A 14,723-nucleotide genomic window follows, 5' to 3' on the forward strand; every position below is an offset into this window, starting at 1 on the left:
AGCCTAGTCGATGCTCCCTTCGCATCTCCAAGGTCCTGCTACCCTGCGCGAGTTGCGCAGGGCAACGCCCATGGGGGGAGATTTCACATGTCGGTTGAGAACGATTCGAGCCAAATCCAGAGCGTGGCCGCCGGTTCCGGCTACCCGATGTTCCCGGTCGCCCCCGGCACCCGGCTGAACGTCCGGAACGGACCCGGCACCAACTACTCGGTCATCGAGGTCCTGCCGCTCGGCGCGACCGTCTCGCTCCGCTGCCAGTGCGAGGGCACCACCGTCTCGGGCCCGTACGGCACGACGGACATCTGGGACTGCATCGGCAACGGCCGGTTCGTCTCCGACGCGTACGTGAAGACGGGCAGCGACGGCTACGTCACCAACCAGTGCGGCTGACCACGGGCGGGGAGAACACGATGATCAGCAGACGACGCATGCTCGGCCTCGGCGGCTCGGTCATCGCCGTGGCCCCGTTGCTCACACTCGCCACCGCAGCCGAGGCGTCGGCCGACAGCGGCTTCCAGACGTTCCCGGTCGCGCCCGGCTACCGGGTGAACGTCCGCAGCGGCCCCGGCACCGGCTACTCCATCGTCAAGGTCCTGCCGTACGACTCGTACGTCTCGATCCGCTGCCAGGGCCCGGGCGACACGATCACCGGCCCGTACGGCACGACGGACATCTGGGACTGCATCGGCAACGGCCAGTTCGTCTCCGACGCCTACGTCAAGACGGGCAGCGACGGCTACGTCGCCACGCGCTGCTGACACGCCCCTGGCCCGTCTGACACGTGAGACACACCCGGCCCGGCAGGCCCGGCGAGGGATAATCGCTGCCGTGAGCGACGACCAGCGAGACCAGACCCCAGCCGAGCCGGCCGCGCAGGCCCCGGTCCCCACCGGCCCCGAGCCCGAGCCGATCCCGTTCTTCGGCACCACCTGGGTGAACCACGACGGCGGCTACGCCCTGCGCCGCGTCGGCCTCGCCCTCGGCTCGCTGGTCACCGCCATCGCCGCCGCCGTACTGCTGCGCCTCTCCTACGAGGGCCTGGAGATCGGCAACGTCGGCCCCTTCCTCAGCATCTCCGTCGTCGTCCTCTTCGCGATCGCCAGCGCCATCGCGTTCGCCAAGACCTGGGAGTCCTTCAGCCGCCGCCCCGCCCCGTCCTCCGACGAGGCCGCCCTCAAGGGCCTCAAGGCGATCGGTTTCATCGGCTCCCTCATCGCGTACTTCCTGCGCTGCCTCGGCGAGGCCCCGGGTGAGAAGCTCCGCCGCGCCGAGTACGAGCGCGCCAAGGCCGACTTCGCCCGCCGCCGCAGCTCCCGTACGGGGAACCCGGCCGCCCGCCGCCCCAAGCGCAAGAAGTAGCCCGAGCCGCCCGCCCGCTCCACCGCACCCCGACCCACCGCACTCCGCCCAGGCGATTGACGTCCGGCACAGCCAGGAGCACTATTCATCACATGATGAATAACCAGTCCGAGGGAGCCCCGGCCGCCGTGCACGCCCACGGCCTGACCGTCCGCCGCGGCACCGGCCGTACCCCCCGCACCGTCATCGACTCCATCGCCTTCGACGTCCCCCGCGGCCGCATCACCGGCCTCCTCGGCCCCTCCGGCTGCGGAAAATCCACCCTCATGCGCGCCATCGTCGGCACCCAGGCCCACGTCACCGGCACCCTCGACGTCCTCGGCCGCCCCGCCGGCCACCCCGAGCTCCGCTCCCGCATCGGCTACGTCACCCAGGCGCCCAGCGTCTACGACGACCTCACCGTCCGGCAGAACCTCGACTACTTCGCCGCCGTCCTCGATCCTTCCCCTCGCTTCGCTGGGGAGACCCCTCGCCGCTCCGCCGCCGACCGCCGGGCCGGAGCCGTACGCCAGGCCATCGCCGACGTCGACCTCACCACCCACGCCGACGCCCTCGCCGGCAACCTCTCCGGCGGCCAGCGCAGCCGCGTCTCCCTCGCCGTCGCCCTGCTCGGCACCCCCGAGTTGCTCGTCCTCGACGAACCCACCGTCGGCCTCGACCCCGTCCTGCGCCGCGACCTGTGGAACCTCTTCCACGACATCGCCGCCACCCGCGGCGCGACGATCCTCGTCTCCTCCCACGTCATGGACGAGGCCGAGCGCTGCCACGACCTCCTCCTCATGCGCGAGGGCCGCATCCTCGCCCAGGACACCCCCGACGCACTGCGCACCCGTACCCGCTCCGCCACCGTCGAGGAGGGCTTCCTCCGCCTCGTCGACGAGGCCAACACCCTCGCCGCCCAGGAGTCGACCCCGTGAACAGCGCCCGCACCACCGCCACCGCCGCCCGCGTCCTGCGCCAGCTCCGCCACGACCCGCGCTCCATCGCGCTGATGCTCCTGGTGCCCGTCCTGATGCTCACCCTGCTGCGCTTCGTCTTCGACGGCAGCCCCCGCACCTTCGACGGCATCGGCGCGTCACTCCTCGGGATCTTCCCCCTCATCACCATGTTCCTGGTGACCTCCATCGCCACCCTGCGCGAACGCACCTCCGGCACCCTCGAACGCCTCCTCGCCATGCCGCTGGGCAAGGGCGACCTCATCGCCGGCTACGCCCTCGCGTTCGGGGCCGTCGCCGTCCTCCAGTCCCTCCTCGCCACCGGCCTCGCCCTCTGGGTCCTCGGCCTCGACGTCGTCGGCTCCCCCTGGCTGCTCCTGCTCGTCGCCCTCCTCGACGCCCTCCTCGGAACGGCCCTCGGCCTGTTCGTCTCCGCCTTTGCCGCCTCCGAGTTCCAGGCCGTCCAGTTCATGCCGGCGGTGATCTTCCCCCAGCTGCTCCTCTGCGGCCTCTTCGCCGCCCGGGACACCATGCACCCGGTCCTCGAAGGCCTCTCCGACGTCCTGCCCATGTCCTACGCCGTCGACGGCATGACCCAGGTCGTCACCCACACCGACATGACCGCCGACTTCGTCCGCGACGCCGTGATCGTCGCCGCCTGCGCCCTGCTCGTACTCGCCCTCGGCGCGGCCACCCTTCGCCGCCGCACGCCCTGACCGCACTGCGGACAGTGCCTCCCCCTCCATCGCCCGGGTGCAAGGATGAGGACGTATACGCAGCCCACGCGCACAAAACAGTTCGGCGAGGTGAATCGGGCATGACCCAGACAGTCGCAGTCCTCGGTACCGGCAAGATCGGCGAGGCCCTGCTCAGCGGAATGATCCGCGGCGGCTGGCCCGCCTCGAAGCTCCTCGTCACGGCCCGCCGCGCCGACAGGGCCGAGGAGCTCCGCACCCGCTACGGGGTCGAGGCCGTCTCCAACGCCGAAGCCGCCAAGCGCGCCGACACCCTCATCCTCACCGTCAAGCCCCAGGACATGGCCAAGCTCCTCGACGAGCTCGCCCCGCACGTCCCCGCCGACCGCCTGGTCATCAGCGGCGCCGCCGGCATCCCCACCTCGTTCTTCGAGGAACGGCTCAGCCCCGGCACCCCCGTCGTCCGCGTCATGACGAACACCCCCGCCCTCGTCGACGAGGCCATGTCCGTCATCTCCGCCGGCAGCCACGCCACCGCCGAGCACCTCGCCCACACCGAGGAGATCTTCGGCGGCGTCGGCAAGACCCTGCGCGTCCCCGAGTCCCAGCAGGACGCGGCCACCGCCCTCTCCGGCTCCGGCCCCGCGTACTTCTACTTCCTGGTCGAGGCCATGACCGACGCCGGCATCCTCCTCGGCCTGCCCCGCGCCCAGGCCCACGACCTGATCGTCCAGGCCGCCATCGGCGCCGCCGTGATGCTCCGCGACAGCGGCGAGCACCCGGTCAAGCTCCGCGAGGCCGTCACCTCCCCGGCCGGTACGACGATCAACGCCATCGTGGAGCTGGAGCGGCACGGCGTACGCGCCGCCCTCATCGCCGCCCTCGAAGCGGCCCGCGACCGCAGCCGCGAGCTCGCCTCCGGCAACAGCTGAGACACCCGTACCGGTGGGGGTCCCGCAGCACGCGGGACCCCCACCCGTCACGGCTCCAGCAGCCCGATGGCCCGGTACGCCCGGTCCACCACGGGCCGCGCCAGCTCCCGGGCCCGCCCGGCACCTTCCCGCAGCACCTTCTCCACCTCCGCCGGGTCGCCGGCCAGCTCCGCATGCCGCTCCTGCACCGGCCGCAACAGCTCGACCACCGCGTCGGCGACGTCCCGCTTCAGCGCCCCGTACCCGCTGTACCCGTCGGCCAGCCCGACCGGATCACCCCCGGTGCACGCCGCCAGGATGTCCAGCAGGTTCGCGACCCCCGGCCGCGCCTCCCGGTCGTAGACCACCGCACCGTCCCCGCTGTCGGTGACCGCCCGCATCACCTTCCTGCGCACGACCCCGGGCTCGTCGAGCAGGTAGACGATCCCCGCCCCGTTCTCATGGGACTTCCCCATCTTCGAGGTCGGCTCCTGCAGGTCCATGACCCGCGCGGCCACCGCCGGATGCGTCGCCTTCGGCACGGTGAAGGTGTGGCCGTAGCGCTGGTTGAAGCGCACCGCCAGGTCGCGCGTCAGCTCCACGTGCTGCCGCTGGTCCTCCCCGACCGGCACCTCCTGGGTCCCGTACGCCAGGATGTCGGCGGCCATCAGCACGGGATAGGTGAGCAGCGACAGCCGTACGCCGTCCCCGGAGGCCTGAGCCTTCGCCGCCTTCTCCTTGTACTGGATCATCCGCCGCAGCTCCCCGTCGGTGGCGGTGCACTCCAGGAGGTACGCCAGCCGCGTGTGCTCGTCGACGTGGCTCTGCACGAAGAGCGTGCACCGCTGCGGATCCAGCCCGGCGGCGAGCAGCAGCGTCGCCGCCTGCCGGCTCAGCCTCCGTACGCGCGCCGGTTCGTGCTCGACGGTCAGCGCGTGGAGGTCGACGACGCAGAACAGCGCCTCGTCCGGCTCCTGGTCGGCGGCGACCCACTGCCGTACGGCCCCCAGGTAGTTGCCCAGCGTCAGATGACCGGTCGGCTTGACCCCGCTGAAGATCCTCGTCATGTCCTGCTCTCCCTGTGTGTGAGTGGTGTCGGGGCCATCGCGTGGGGCGACCGAGCCACTCCCGGGAGGGAGAAACAAAAACGGCCGCCGTAGCGGCGGCCGTGAGCGCATGCGTGCTCGCGTGGAAGGTCGGCCGCCGTCAGGCGGCCCACCAGCGAAGGCTGAGCGTGAGCACATGCGTAGTCATGGGCCCAGCGTAGACGGGCGGGGGCGAGCGCGGCGTGAGTTTCGAGGACGTCCGCGCGCCGGACGGCGGGGGGTTGACACAGGTGTGCCCGATCCGTAAGGTTCTTCGAGTTGTCCGAAGTGAGCGCCGACCCCGGTCGGTCCCCGGACGGCCATTCCGCACCACACATTCGAACGAACGACGCACTCCGTCGTCTTGTTTTCATGCGTATTTGCGAATGAGGAATCCGCGTCCGAGGACGCCGCCGCCGATTAGGTTCGGGGGCGGGGAATCCGCTACTGTCTCACTCGCCGAAGGGGCCAAACAGCCCCGAGGCAAAGCCCGCTGACCGGGCGTCAGGCCCGAAAGGATCTGATAGAGTCGGAATCGCCGGAAAGGGAAAGCGCGAAAGCGCAGGAACTGGAAAGCGCCGAGGAAGTCGGGCCCGAAAGAGTCTGATAGAGTCGGAAACGCAAGAACACAGAACGAAAGCCCGGAGGAAAGCCCGAGAGGGTGAGTACAAAGGAAGCGTCCGTTCCTTGAGAACTCAACAGCGTGCCAAAAATCAACGCCAGAAGTTGATACCCCGTCCACTTCGGTGGATGAGGTTCCTTTGAAAAAGTCCTGTCGGGCCTTCGGGCACTGGCAGGCAATTACACAGCGAGGACGTTGTGGCGCGTCGGTCTTATTCCGACATGACGTGCCCGCTCTAAGTGATGTGTGCACCCGATTACGGGTAAACATTCATGGAGAGTTTGATCCTGGCTCAGGACGAACGCTGGCGGCGTGCTTAACACATGCAAGTCGAACGATGAAGCCCTTCGGGGTGGATTAGTGGCGAACGGGTGAGTAACACGTGGGCAATCTGCCCTTCACTCTGGGACAAGCCCTGGAAACGGGGTCTAATACCGGATACCACTCCTGCCTGCATGGGCGGGGGTTGAAAGCTCCGGCGGTGAAGGATGAGCCCGCGGCCTATCAGCTTGTTGGTGGGGTAATGGCCCACCAAGGCGACGACGGGTAGCCGGCCTGAGAGGGCGACCGGCCACACTGGGACTGAGACACGGCCCAGACTCCTACGGGAGGCAGCAGTGGGGAATATTGCACAATGGGCGAAAGCCTGATGCAGCGACGCCGCGTGAGGGATGACGGCCTTCGGGTTGTAAACCTCTTTCAGCAGGGAAGAAGCGAAAGTGACGGTACCTGCAGAAGAAGCGCCGGCTAACTACGTGCCAGCAGCCGCGGTAATACGTAGGGCGCAAGCGTTGTCCGGAATTATTGGGCGTAAAGAGCTCGTAGGCGGCTTGTCACGTCGGATGTGAAAGCCCGAGGCTTAACCTCGGGTCTGCATTCGATACGGGCTAGCTAGAGTGTGGTAGGGGAGATCGGAATTCCTGGTGTAGCGGTGAAATGCGCAGATATCAGGAGGAACACCGGTGGCGAAGGCGGATCTCTGGGCCATTACTGACGCTGAGGAGCGAAAGCGTGGGGAGCGAACAGGATTAGATACCCTGGTAGTCCACGCCGTAAACGTTGGGAACTAGGTGTTGGCGACATTCCACGTCGTCGGTGCCGCAGCTAACGCATTAAGTTCCCCGCCTGGGGAGTACGGCCGCAAGGCTAAAACTCAAAGGAATTGACGGGGGCCCGCACAAGCGGCGGAGCATGTGGCTTAATTCGACGCAACGCGAAGAACCTTACCAAGGCTTGACATATACCGGAAAGCATTAGAGATAGTGCCCCCCTTGTGGTCGGTATACAGGTGGTGCATGGCTGTCGTCAGCTCGTGTCGTGAGATGTTGGGTTAAGTCCCGCAACGAGCGCAACCCTTGTCCTGTGTTGCCAGCATGCCCTTCGGGGTGATGGGGACTCACAGGAGACCGCCGGGGTCAACTCGGAGGAAGGTGGGGACGACGTCAAGTCATCATGCCCCTTATGTCTTGGGCTGCACACGTGCTACAATGGCCGGTACAATGAGCTGCGATACCGTGAGGTGGAGCGAATCTCAAAAAGCCGGTCTCAGTTCGGATTGGGGTCTGCAACTCGACCCCATGAAGTCGGAGTCGCTAGTAATCGCAGATCAGCATTGCTGCGGTGAATACGTTCCCGGGCCTTGTACACACCGCCCGTCACGTCACGAAAGTCGGTAACACCCGAAGCCGGTGGCCCAACCCGTAAGGGAGGGAGCTGTCGAAGGTGGGACTGGCGATTGGGACGAAGTCGTAACAAGGTAGCCGTACCGGAAGGTGCGGCTGGATCACCTCCTTTCTAAGGAGCACAGTACCGATTGCAGACAAACGTTCTGCACGGTCAGCTCATGGGTGGAACGTTGATTAGTTGGCATCTTCGGTCTGATGGTTCTCGAGTACTGCTTCGGCGTGGAAAGAGGAGACGGATGAACGGGGATGCTTGGCACGTTGTTGGGTCCTGAAGGTACGGCCGTAAGGTCATGTCTTCAGTGCCGGCCCCAGTGAACTCACTAGCTTGTCTGGTGGGGTGATGGGTGGCTGGTCGTTGTTTGAGAACTACACAGTGGACGCGAGCATCTGTGGCCAAGTTTTTAAGGGCGCACGGTGGATGCCTTGGCACCAGGAACCGATGAAGGACGTGAGAGGCCGCGATAGGCCCCGGGGAGCTGCCAACTGAGCTTTGATCCGGGGGTGTCCGAATGGGGAAACCCGGCAGTCGTCATGGGCTGTCACCCATGCCTGAACACATAGGGCATGTGGAGGGAACGCGGGGAAGTGAAACATCTCAGTACCCGCAGGAAGAGAAAACAACCGTGATTCCGGGAGTAGTGGCGAGCGAAACCGGATGAGGCCAAACCGTATGCGTGTGATACCCGGCAGGGGTTGCGCATGCGGGGTTGTGGGAATGAGCTTGATCGGTCTGCCGGCCGGTCGGCGAGTCAGAAACCGTTGATGTAGTCGAAGGACATGCGAAAGGTCCGGCGTAGAGGGTAAGACCCCCGTAGACGAAACATCAGCGGCTTGCTTGCTCATCTCCCAAGTAGCACGGGGCCCGAGAAATCCCGTGTGAATCTGGCGGGACCACCCGCTAAGCCTAAATATTCCCTGGTGACCGATAGCGGATAGTACCGTGAGGGAATGGTGAAAAGTACCGCGGGAGCGGAGTGAAATAGTACCTGAAACCGTGTGCCTACAAGCCGTGGGAGCGTCGCCGTTGTTCTTCGGAACAACGGTCGTGACTGCGTGCCTTTTGAAGAATGAGCCTGCGAGTTAGCGGTGTGTAGCGAGGTTAACCCGTGTGGGGAAGCCGTAGCGAAAGCGAGTCCGAATAGGGCGATTGAGTTGCACGCTCTAGACCCGAAGCGGAGTGATCTAGCCATGGGCAGGTTGAAGCGGAGGTAAGACTTCGTGGAGGACCGAACCCACCAGGGTTGAAAACCTGGGGGATGACCTGTGGTTAGGGGTGAAAGGCCAATCAAACTCCGTGATAGCTGGTTCTCCCCGAAATGCATTTAGGTGCAGCGTCGTGTGTTTCTTGCCGGAGGTAGAGCACTGGATAGGCGATGGGCCCTACCGGGTTACTGACCTTAGCCAAACTCCGAATGCCGGTAAGTGAGAGCACGGCAGTGAGACTGTGGGGGATAAGCTCCATGGTCGAGAGGGAAACAGCCCAGAGCATCGACTAAGGCCCCTAAGCGTACGCTAAGTGGGAAAGGATGTGGAGTCGCAGAGACAACCAGGAGGTTGGCTTAGAAGCAGCCACCCTTGAAAGAGTGCGTAATAGCTCACTGGTCAAGTGATTCCGCGCCGACAATGTAGCGGGGCTCAAGCGTACCGCCGAAGTCGTGTCATTGCAGCAATAGGGCCAACGCCCGCTGTGATGGGTAGGGGAGCGTCGTGTGCCGGGTGAAGCAGCAGCGGAAGCTAGTTGTGGACGGTTCACGAGTGAGAATGCAGGCATGAGTAGCGATACACACGTGAGAAACGTGTGCGCCGATTGACTAAGGGTTCCTGGGTCAAGCTGATCTGCCCAGGGTAAGTCGGGACCTAAGGCGAGGCCGACAGGCGTAGTCGATGGACAACCGGTTGATATTCCGGTACCCGCTTTGAAACGCCCAATATCGAATCAGGCGATGCTAAGTCCGTGAAGCCGTTCCGGACCCTTCGGGGAAAGGAAAGTGGTGGAGCCGACGAACCAGACTTGTAGTAGGTAAGCGATGGGGTGACGCAGGAAGGTAGTCCAGCCCGGGCGGTGGTTGTCCCGGGGTAAGGGTGTAGGCCGAGGGGTAGGCAAATCCGTCCCTCATATAAGGCTGAGACCTGATGCCGAGCCGATTGTGGTGAAGTGGATGATCCTATGCTGTCGAGAAAAGCCTCTAGCGAGTTTCATGGCGGCCCGTACCCTAAACCGACTCAGGTGGTCAGGTAGAGAATACCGAGGCGTTCGGGTGAACTATGGTTAAGGAACTCGGCAAAATGCCCCCGTAACTTCGGGAGAAGGGGGGCCATCACTGGTGAAGGAACTTGCTTCCTGAGCTGGGGATGGCCGCAGAGACCAGCGAGAAGCGACTGTTTACTAAAAACACAGGTCCGTGCGAAGCCGTAAGGCGATGTATACGGACTGACGCCTGCCCGGTGCTGGAACGTTAAGGGGACCGGTTAGTGCGCTTTCGGGCGTGCGAAGCTGAGAACTTAAGCGCCAGTAAACGGCGGTGGTAACTATAACCATCCTAAGGTAGCGAAATTCCTTGTCGGGTAAGTTCCGACCTGCACGAATGGCGTAACGACTTCTCGACTGTCTCAACCATAGGCCCGGTGAAATTGCACTACGAGTAAAGATGCTCGTTTCGCGCAGCAGGACGGAAAGACCCCGGGACCTTTACTACAGTTTGATATTGGTGTTCGGTTCGGCTTGTGTAGGATAGGTGGGAGACTGTGAAACCCCAACGCCAGTTGGGGTGGAGTCATCGTTGAAATACCACTCTGGTCGTGCTGGATGTCTAACCTCGGTCCGTGATCCGGATCAGGGACAGTGTCTGATGGGTAGTTTAACTGGGGCGGTTGCCTCCCAAAGGGTAACGGAGGCGCCCAAAGGTTCCCTCAGCCTGGTTGGCAATCAGGTGTTGAGTGTAAGTGCACAAGGGAGCTTGACTGTGAGACCGACGGGTCGAGCAGGGACGAAAGTCGGGACTAGTGATCCGGCGGTGGCTTGTGGAAGCGCCGTCGCTCAACGGATAAAAGGTACCCCGGGGATAACAGGCTGATCTTCCCCAAGAGTCCATATCGACGGGATGGTTTGGCACCTCGATGTCGGCTCGTCGCATCCTGGGGCTGGAGTCGGTCCCAAGGGTTGGGCTGTTCGCCCATTAAAGCGGTACGCGAGCTGGGTTTAGAACGTCGTGAGACAGTTCGGTCCCTATCCGCTGTGCGCGTAGGAATATTGAGAAGGGCTGTCCCTAGTACGAGAGGACCGGGACGGACGAACCTCTGGTGTGCCAGTTGTCCTGCCAAGGGCATGGCTGGTTGGCTACGTTCGGGAGGGATAACCGCTGAAAGCATCTAAGCGGGAAGCCTGCTTCAAGATGAGTATTCCCACCTCCTTGAGAGGGTAAGGCTCCCAGTAGACGACTGGGTTGATAGGCCAGATGTGGAAGCCCGGTAACGGGTGAAGCTGACTGGTACTAATAGGCCGAGGGCTTGTCCTCAGTTGCTCGCGTCCACTGTGTTAGTTCTGAAATAACGAACAGCTGTGTCCATGCCAGCGTTCAAATTTCATAGTGTTTCGGTGGTCATAGCGTTAGGGAAACGCCCGGTTACATTCCGAACCCGGAAGCTAAGCCTTTCAGCGCCGATGGTACTGCAGGGGGGACCCTGTGGGAGAGTAGGACGCCGCCGAACAATCATTGCGGGAAGCCCCGCACCAAACCCTCGGGTTCGGTGCGGGGCTTTTCTGCGTTTACGACCCGCAGGGCTTGGCGCGAGACCGCCTCACCAGTCGGCGGGATAGCTTTTGAGGGTGCTCGTGTCGAGCGTCCAGCGGCCGGCGGTGACAGTGTCGCCGACTTCGCGGTGTCGTCCGTGTCCTCCTCCGCGATGACCATGAGGTCGGGGACCTTGGTGAGACCTGTTTGAGGATCGCCCATGTTCGTGTCGTTGAGGGCCATCACCTCGGGTGTCTGGGCCTCGATCTGACGGCGCAGTCGCATCACGTTGAGCCCGTGCGGGGCCGTGGGGCTCACCATCGTCAGGAAGATCTGGCCGTCGGTGGTCTGCACCTTCCACCGGTCTTCCCGGCGCTCGGCCAGCTCCGCCAGTTGCTCCGCGAAATCGTGCATGCGGCGCATCTGCTCGGGGGTGAGGTCGGCCATGGTGTCCTCCTGGCGGGTGCCCGGCCAGCGTATCCGGCTCGACGAGGCGGTCCGTGAATCTTCTGCCGTTCGTCCGTTCACCAGCTCCGGGTTGCCGGGGACCTGAGCTGACGGCTCGTAAGGTTGGGGTATGGGCTATGACCTCGTCATCTTCGACAACGACGGCGTGCTGGTGGACAGTGAGCCGCTCGCCAACAGCGTCCTCGCCGCGTACCTGACCGAGCTGGGGCACCCGACCACGTACGAGGACTCGCTCCGCGACTACATGGGGGCCGCCGTGCACCGGGTGCACGACCTCGTCCTCGAACGGACCGGGGAGCGGCTGCCCGCGGACTTCGACGCGACGCTGGCCGCGCGGACCGTCGCCGCGTTCGAGCGGGAGCTGAAGCCGGTCGCCGGCATCGAGGACGTGCTCGGGGCGCTGACCGCCAGCGGGGTCGGATACTGCCTGGCCTCCTCCGGAAGCCACGAGCGGATCAGGGCCGGGCACCTGGCGGCCGGGATCGACGGCTGGTTCGAGGAGGAGTGGATCTTCAGCTCCGAGGACGTGGGCGAGGGCAAGCCGGCCCCCGATCTGTTCCTGTACGCGGCACGGCAGATGGGCGTCGAGCCCGCGCGGTGCGTCGTCATCGAGGACAGCCCCCGCGGGATCCAGGCCGCCGTGGCCGCCGGGATGGACGTGTACGCGTACACGGCGATGCTGCCCGCGGACGAGCTGCCCGGGGCCACCGGGTACTTCGGGGACATGATGCAGGTCCCGCTGCTCCTCCAACTGCCTGTGTGATCGCTCTACCCACGGGTAGCCTCGGGCCCTACGCTGACGCGCCATGACGGATGATGTGCGGCTGCGGCGCGGCCGGGGCGCTCTGGGGTTCAGTTTCTTCGCGCAGGGTGTCGCCTTCGCGCTGCTCGTGACCCGGATCCCGGCCATCCAGGACCGGTACGGGATATCCGACGGGCTGCTGCCCGCCTTCCTCGCCGCCGTGCCGGTCCTCGCCGGCGTGGCGAGCGTGGCCACCGAGCACCTGGTGAAGCGGGTGGCGCCCAGCGTCGTACTGCGGTGGGCGCAGCCGCTCGTGCTGCTGTCCCTGCTGGCCGTCGGGACCGGCAGCCAGATGTGGCACGTGGCGGTGGCCCTGGGGGCGTTCGGGCTGTCGGTGGGTGCGCTGGACGCCTCGATGAACATGCTCGGGGTCAGCCTGCAGCGGGCCTACGGGCGCAGCATCATGCTCGGCTTCCACGCCGCGTACAGCCTCGGCGGGATCCTGGGCGCGTCGGCCGCGTGGGCGGGGGCGCACTGGCACCTGAGCCTGTTCACCGGCTATCTGCCGGCCGTGGCCGTGCTGGTGCCGCTCGTGCTGCTGCTGAGCCGGCGCTACGTGGACGGGACGGGCGCGGGGGAGGTGCAGGAGAAGGGTCTGGGAAGCGGCGGGTTCAAGCTGCTGCTGCCGCTGTGCCTGGTGATGGCGTGTGCGTACATCGGGGACTCGACGGTGGCGAACTGGAGTGCCAAGTACCTCCAGGACGTGCTCGGGAGCTCGGAGCAGACGGCGACCGTCCCCTACAACGTCTACATGGTGACCACCCTCATCGGGCGGGCCGTCGGGGACCTGGGCGTGCGCCGGTTCGGGGCCGCGGCCGTGGTGCGGGGCGGGACGCTGGTCGCGGCCGCCGGCTTCGCCGTCGTCGCCGCCGCGCCGGGGGCCTGGGTGGGGATGCTCGGCTTCACCCTGCTGGGGATCGGGCTGTGCGTGATCGTGCCGCAGACCTTCGCCGCCGCCGGGCGGCTGTTCCCGGGGAGCTCCGACACCGCCATCGCCAGGCTCAACATCTTCAACTACGTCGGTTTCCTGATCGGGTCGCCGCTCGTCGGCGGGATCGGTGACGCCTGGAGCTACCGGGGCGCGATGCTGGTGCCGATGGCCCTGGTGCTGGTGACACTCTTCCACGCCCGCTCGTTCGGCTCCGACGGCGCCCGATACGGTGTCCGGCATGAGCGGCGAGCCGGTGACCGGGCTGTTGATGTGGGACGAGGCGGTAACGAGGTATGACTTCGGACCGAGCCATCCGATGGACCCGGTGCGCCTGGCGCTGACCATGGGCCTGGTGCGCGCCTTCGGGCTGGACCGGGCGATGGAGGTACGGGCGGCGCCGGCGGCCGGGGACTCGACGCTGCGGCTGGTCCACCGGGAGGACTACGTCGCCGCGGTGCGCGAGGTGTCCGGCGACCCGGGGGCCGCCGACGGGTCGTACGGACTGGGCACCCTGGACGATCCGGCCTTCCACGGCATGCACGAGGCGTCGGCGCTGATCGCCGGGCAGTCCGTGGCGGGCGCGGAGGCGCTCTGGAGCGGGGATGCCGAGCACGCGGTGAACTTCGCGGGCGGGCTGCACCACGCCATGCCGGGCGGGGCGGCCGGTTTCTGCGTCTACAACGACGCGTCGCTGGCGATCGCCAGGCTGCTGGAGCTGGGGGCCGAGCGGGTGGCCTACGTGGATGTGGACGTCCATCACGGGGACGGCGTGCAGGCGGCCTTCTGGGACGACCCGCGGGTGCTGACGATCTCGATGCACGAGCATCCGCGGACGCTGTTCCCGCAGACCGGCTGGCCGGAGGAGACCGGCGGGCCGGCGGCCGAGGGGTCGGCGGTGAACATCGCGCTGCCCGCCGGGACCGGGGACGAGGGGTGGCTGCGGGCCTTCCACGGGGTCGTGCCGGAGCTGCTGGCGGACTTCCGGCCGCAGGTGCTGGTGACCCAGCACGGGGCCGATACGCACTTCGAGGACCCGCTCGCCCACCTGGCGGTCTCCCTGGACGCCCAGCGGGCCGTCCAGGAGTCCTGTCACCGGCTCGCGCACGAGTACTCGGACGGCAGGTGGCTGGCGCTGGGCGGCGGCGGGTACGCGGTGGTGGACGTCGTGCCGCGGTCGTGGACGCACCTGGTGGCGATCGCCGCGCACCGGCCGGTGGACCCGGAGTCGGCGGTACCGGCGTCGTGGCGGGACGAGGTGTACGCGCGGACGCGTCAGTTGGCGCCGGCCCGGATGACGGACGGGCGGACGCCGTCGTGGCGGGACTGGGACGCGGGGTACGACCCGGCGGACCGCACGGATCAAGCCGTTCTCGCCACGCGGCGGGCGGTCTTCCCGCTGCGCGGAATGTTGACCTGACCCCCTCTCGGATGACCTTGCTGCATCGTTACGCCAACGGTGGGGCTGTTCGCCGGAATTGATGACCCGCCAGATGTGTTGG

The 14,723-nt window shown here is 66.0% G+C and carries 11 protein-coding genes and 3 rRNA genes; 12 read left to right on the forward strand and 2 right to left on the reverse strand.

The window, feature by feature from the left end; translation table 11 throughout:
• The first annotated feature begins 87 nt into the window (after positions 1 to 87).
• The 6 genes from OG472_RS25325 to proC all read left to right on the forward strand — a co-directional run bounded on the left by OG472_RS25325 (position 88) and on the right by proC (position 3,921).
• Complete coding sequence (locus tag OG472_RS25325; protein WP_383566547.1) at positions 88 to 390, forward strand: peptidase; 303 nt, start codon at positions 88 to 90, stop codon at positions 388 to 390.
• A 20-nt stretch (positions 391 to 410) separates the two neighbouring features.
• Complete coding sequence (locus tag OG472_RS25330) at positions 411 to 758, forward strand: peptidase (protein WP_401610884.1); 348 nt, start codon at positions 411 to 413, stop codon at positions 756 to 758.
• Between the two features lie 70 nt (positions 759 to 828).
• Positions 829 to 1,359: a hypothetical protein gene (locus OG472_RS25335; RefSeq protein ID WP_405831379.1), complete on the forward strand. Its 531-nt coding sequence runs from the start codon at positions 829 to 831 to the stop codon at positions 1,357 to 1,359.
• A gap of 92 nt (positions 1,360 to 1,451) precedes the next feature.
• A complete protein-coding gene (locus OG472_RS25340) occupies positions 1,452 to 2,276 on the forward strand; it encodes an ABC transporter ATP-binding protein (RefSeq protein ID WP_401610881.1) in 825 nt (274 codons plus the stop codon).
• Positions 2,273 to 3,010: an ABC transporter permease gene (locus tag OG472_RS25345; protein ID WP_401610880.1), complete on the forward strand. Its 738-nt coding sequence runs from the start codon at positions 2,273 to 2,275 to the stop codon at positions 3,008 to 3,010. The genes OG472_RS25340 and OG472_RS25345 overlap by 4 nt, the downstream gene beginning before the upstream one ends.
• Positions 3,011 to 3,111: 101 nt before the next feature.
• Positions 3,112 to 3,921: a pyrroline-5-carboxylate reductase gene (proC, locus tag OG472_RS25350; protein WP_030720587.1), complete on the forward strand. Its 810-nt coding sequence runs from the start codon at positions 3,112 to 3,114 to the stop codon at positions 3,919 to 3,921.
• 47 nt (positions 3,922 to 3,968) lie between these two features.
• On the opposite strand, the gene trpS is transcribed toward proC, so the two are convergent.
• Positions 3,969 to 4,967, reverse strand: a complete 999-nt coding sequence (trpS, locus tag OG472_RS25355) for a tryptophan--tRNA ligase (RefSeq protein ID WP_401610878.1) — start codon at positions 4,965 to 4,967, stop codon at positions 3,969 to 3,971.
• Between the two features lie 909 nt (positions 4,968 to 5,876).
• Here trpS and OG472_RS25360 point away from each other — a divergent pair.
• The 3 genes from OG472_RS25360 to rrf all read left to right on the forward strand — a co-directional run bounded on the left by OG472_RS25360 (position 5,877) and on the right by rrf (position 11,000).
• Positions 5,877 to 7,401, forward strand: a 16S ribosomal RNA gene (locus OG472_RS25360).
• Between the two features lie 282 nt (positions 7,402 to 7,683).
• Positions 7,684 to 10,807: ribosomal RNA gene (locus OG472_RS25365) — 23S ribosomal RNA — on the forward strand.
• A gap of 76 nt (positions 10,808 to 10,883) precedes the next feature.
• Positions 10,884 to 11,000, forward strand: a 5S ribosomal RNA gene (gene rrf, locus OG472_RS25370).
• The 16S, 23S and 5S rRNA genes sit together here, the layout of an rRNA operon.
• A gap of 2 nt (positions 11,001 to 11,002) precedes the next feature.
• On the opposite strand, the gene OG472_RS25375 is transcribed toward rrf, so the two are convergent.
• Positions 11,003 to 11,470 (reverse strand): hypothetical protein, encoded by a 468-nt coding sequence (locus OG472_RS25375; protein WP_405942085.1) that lies wholly within the window; start codon positions 11,468 to 11,470, stop codon positions 11,003 to 11,005.
• A gap of 130 nt (positions 11,471 to 11,600) precedes the next feature.
• Here OG472_RS25375 and OG472_RS25380 point away from each other — a divergent pair, with 130 nt between their 5' ends.
• Genes OG472_RS25380 through OG472_RS25390 form a run of 3 tightly spaced genes read left to right on the forward strand, consistent with a single transcriptional unit; the run spans position 11,601 to position 14,641 of the window.
• The gene (locus OG472_RS25380; protein WP_383574918.1) at positions 11,601 to 12,254 is read left to right on the forward strand and encodes an HAD family hydrolase; all 654 of its coding nucleotides are present in this window, start codon (positions 11,601 to 11,603) and stop codon (positions 12,252 to 12,254) included.
• Between the two features lie 43 nt (positions 12,255 to 12,297).
• Positions 12,298 to 13,521: an MFS transporter gene (locus tag OG472_RS25385; protein WP_405942086.1), complete on the forward strand. Its 1,224-nt coding sequence runs from the start codon at positions 12,298 to 12,300 to the stop codon at positions 13,519 to 13,521.
• The gene (locus tag OG472_RS25390) at positions 13,493 to 14,641 is read left to right on the forward strand and encodes an acetoin utilization protein AcuC (RefSeq protein ID WP_405943208.1); all 1,149 of its coding nucleotides are present in this window, start codon (positions 13,493 to 13,495) and stop codon (positions 14,639 to 14,641) included. Before OG472_RS25385 ends, OG472_RS25390 begins: the two co-directional genes overlap by 29 nt.
• Positions 14,642 to 14,723 lie beyond the last annotated feature (82 nt).

It is taken from the genome of Streptomyces sp. NBC_00207 (genome assembly GCF_045160965.1).
Lineage (GTDB): Bacteria > Actinomycetota > Actinomycetes > Streptomycetales > Streptomycetaceae > Streptomyces.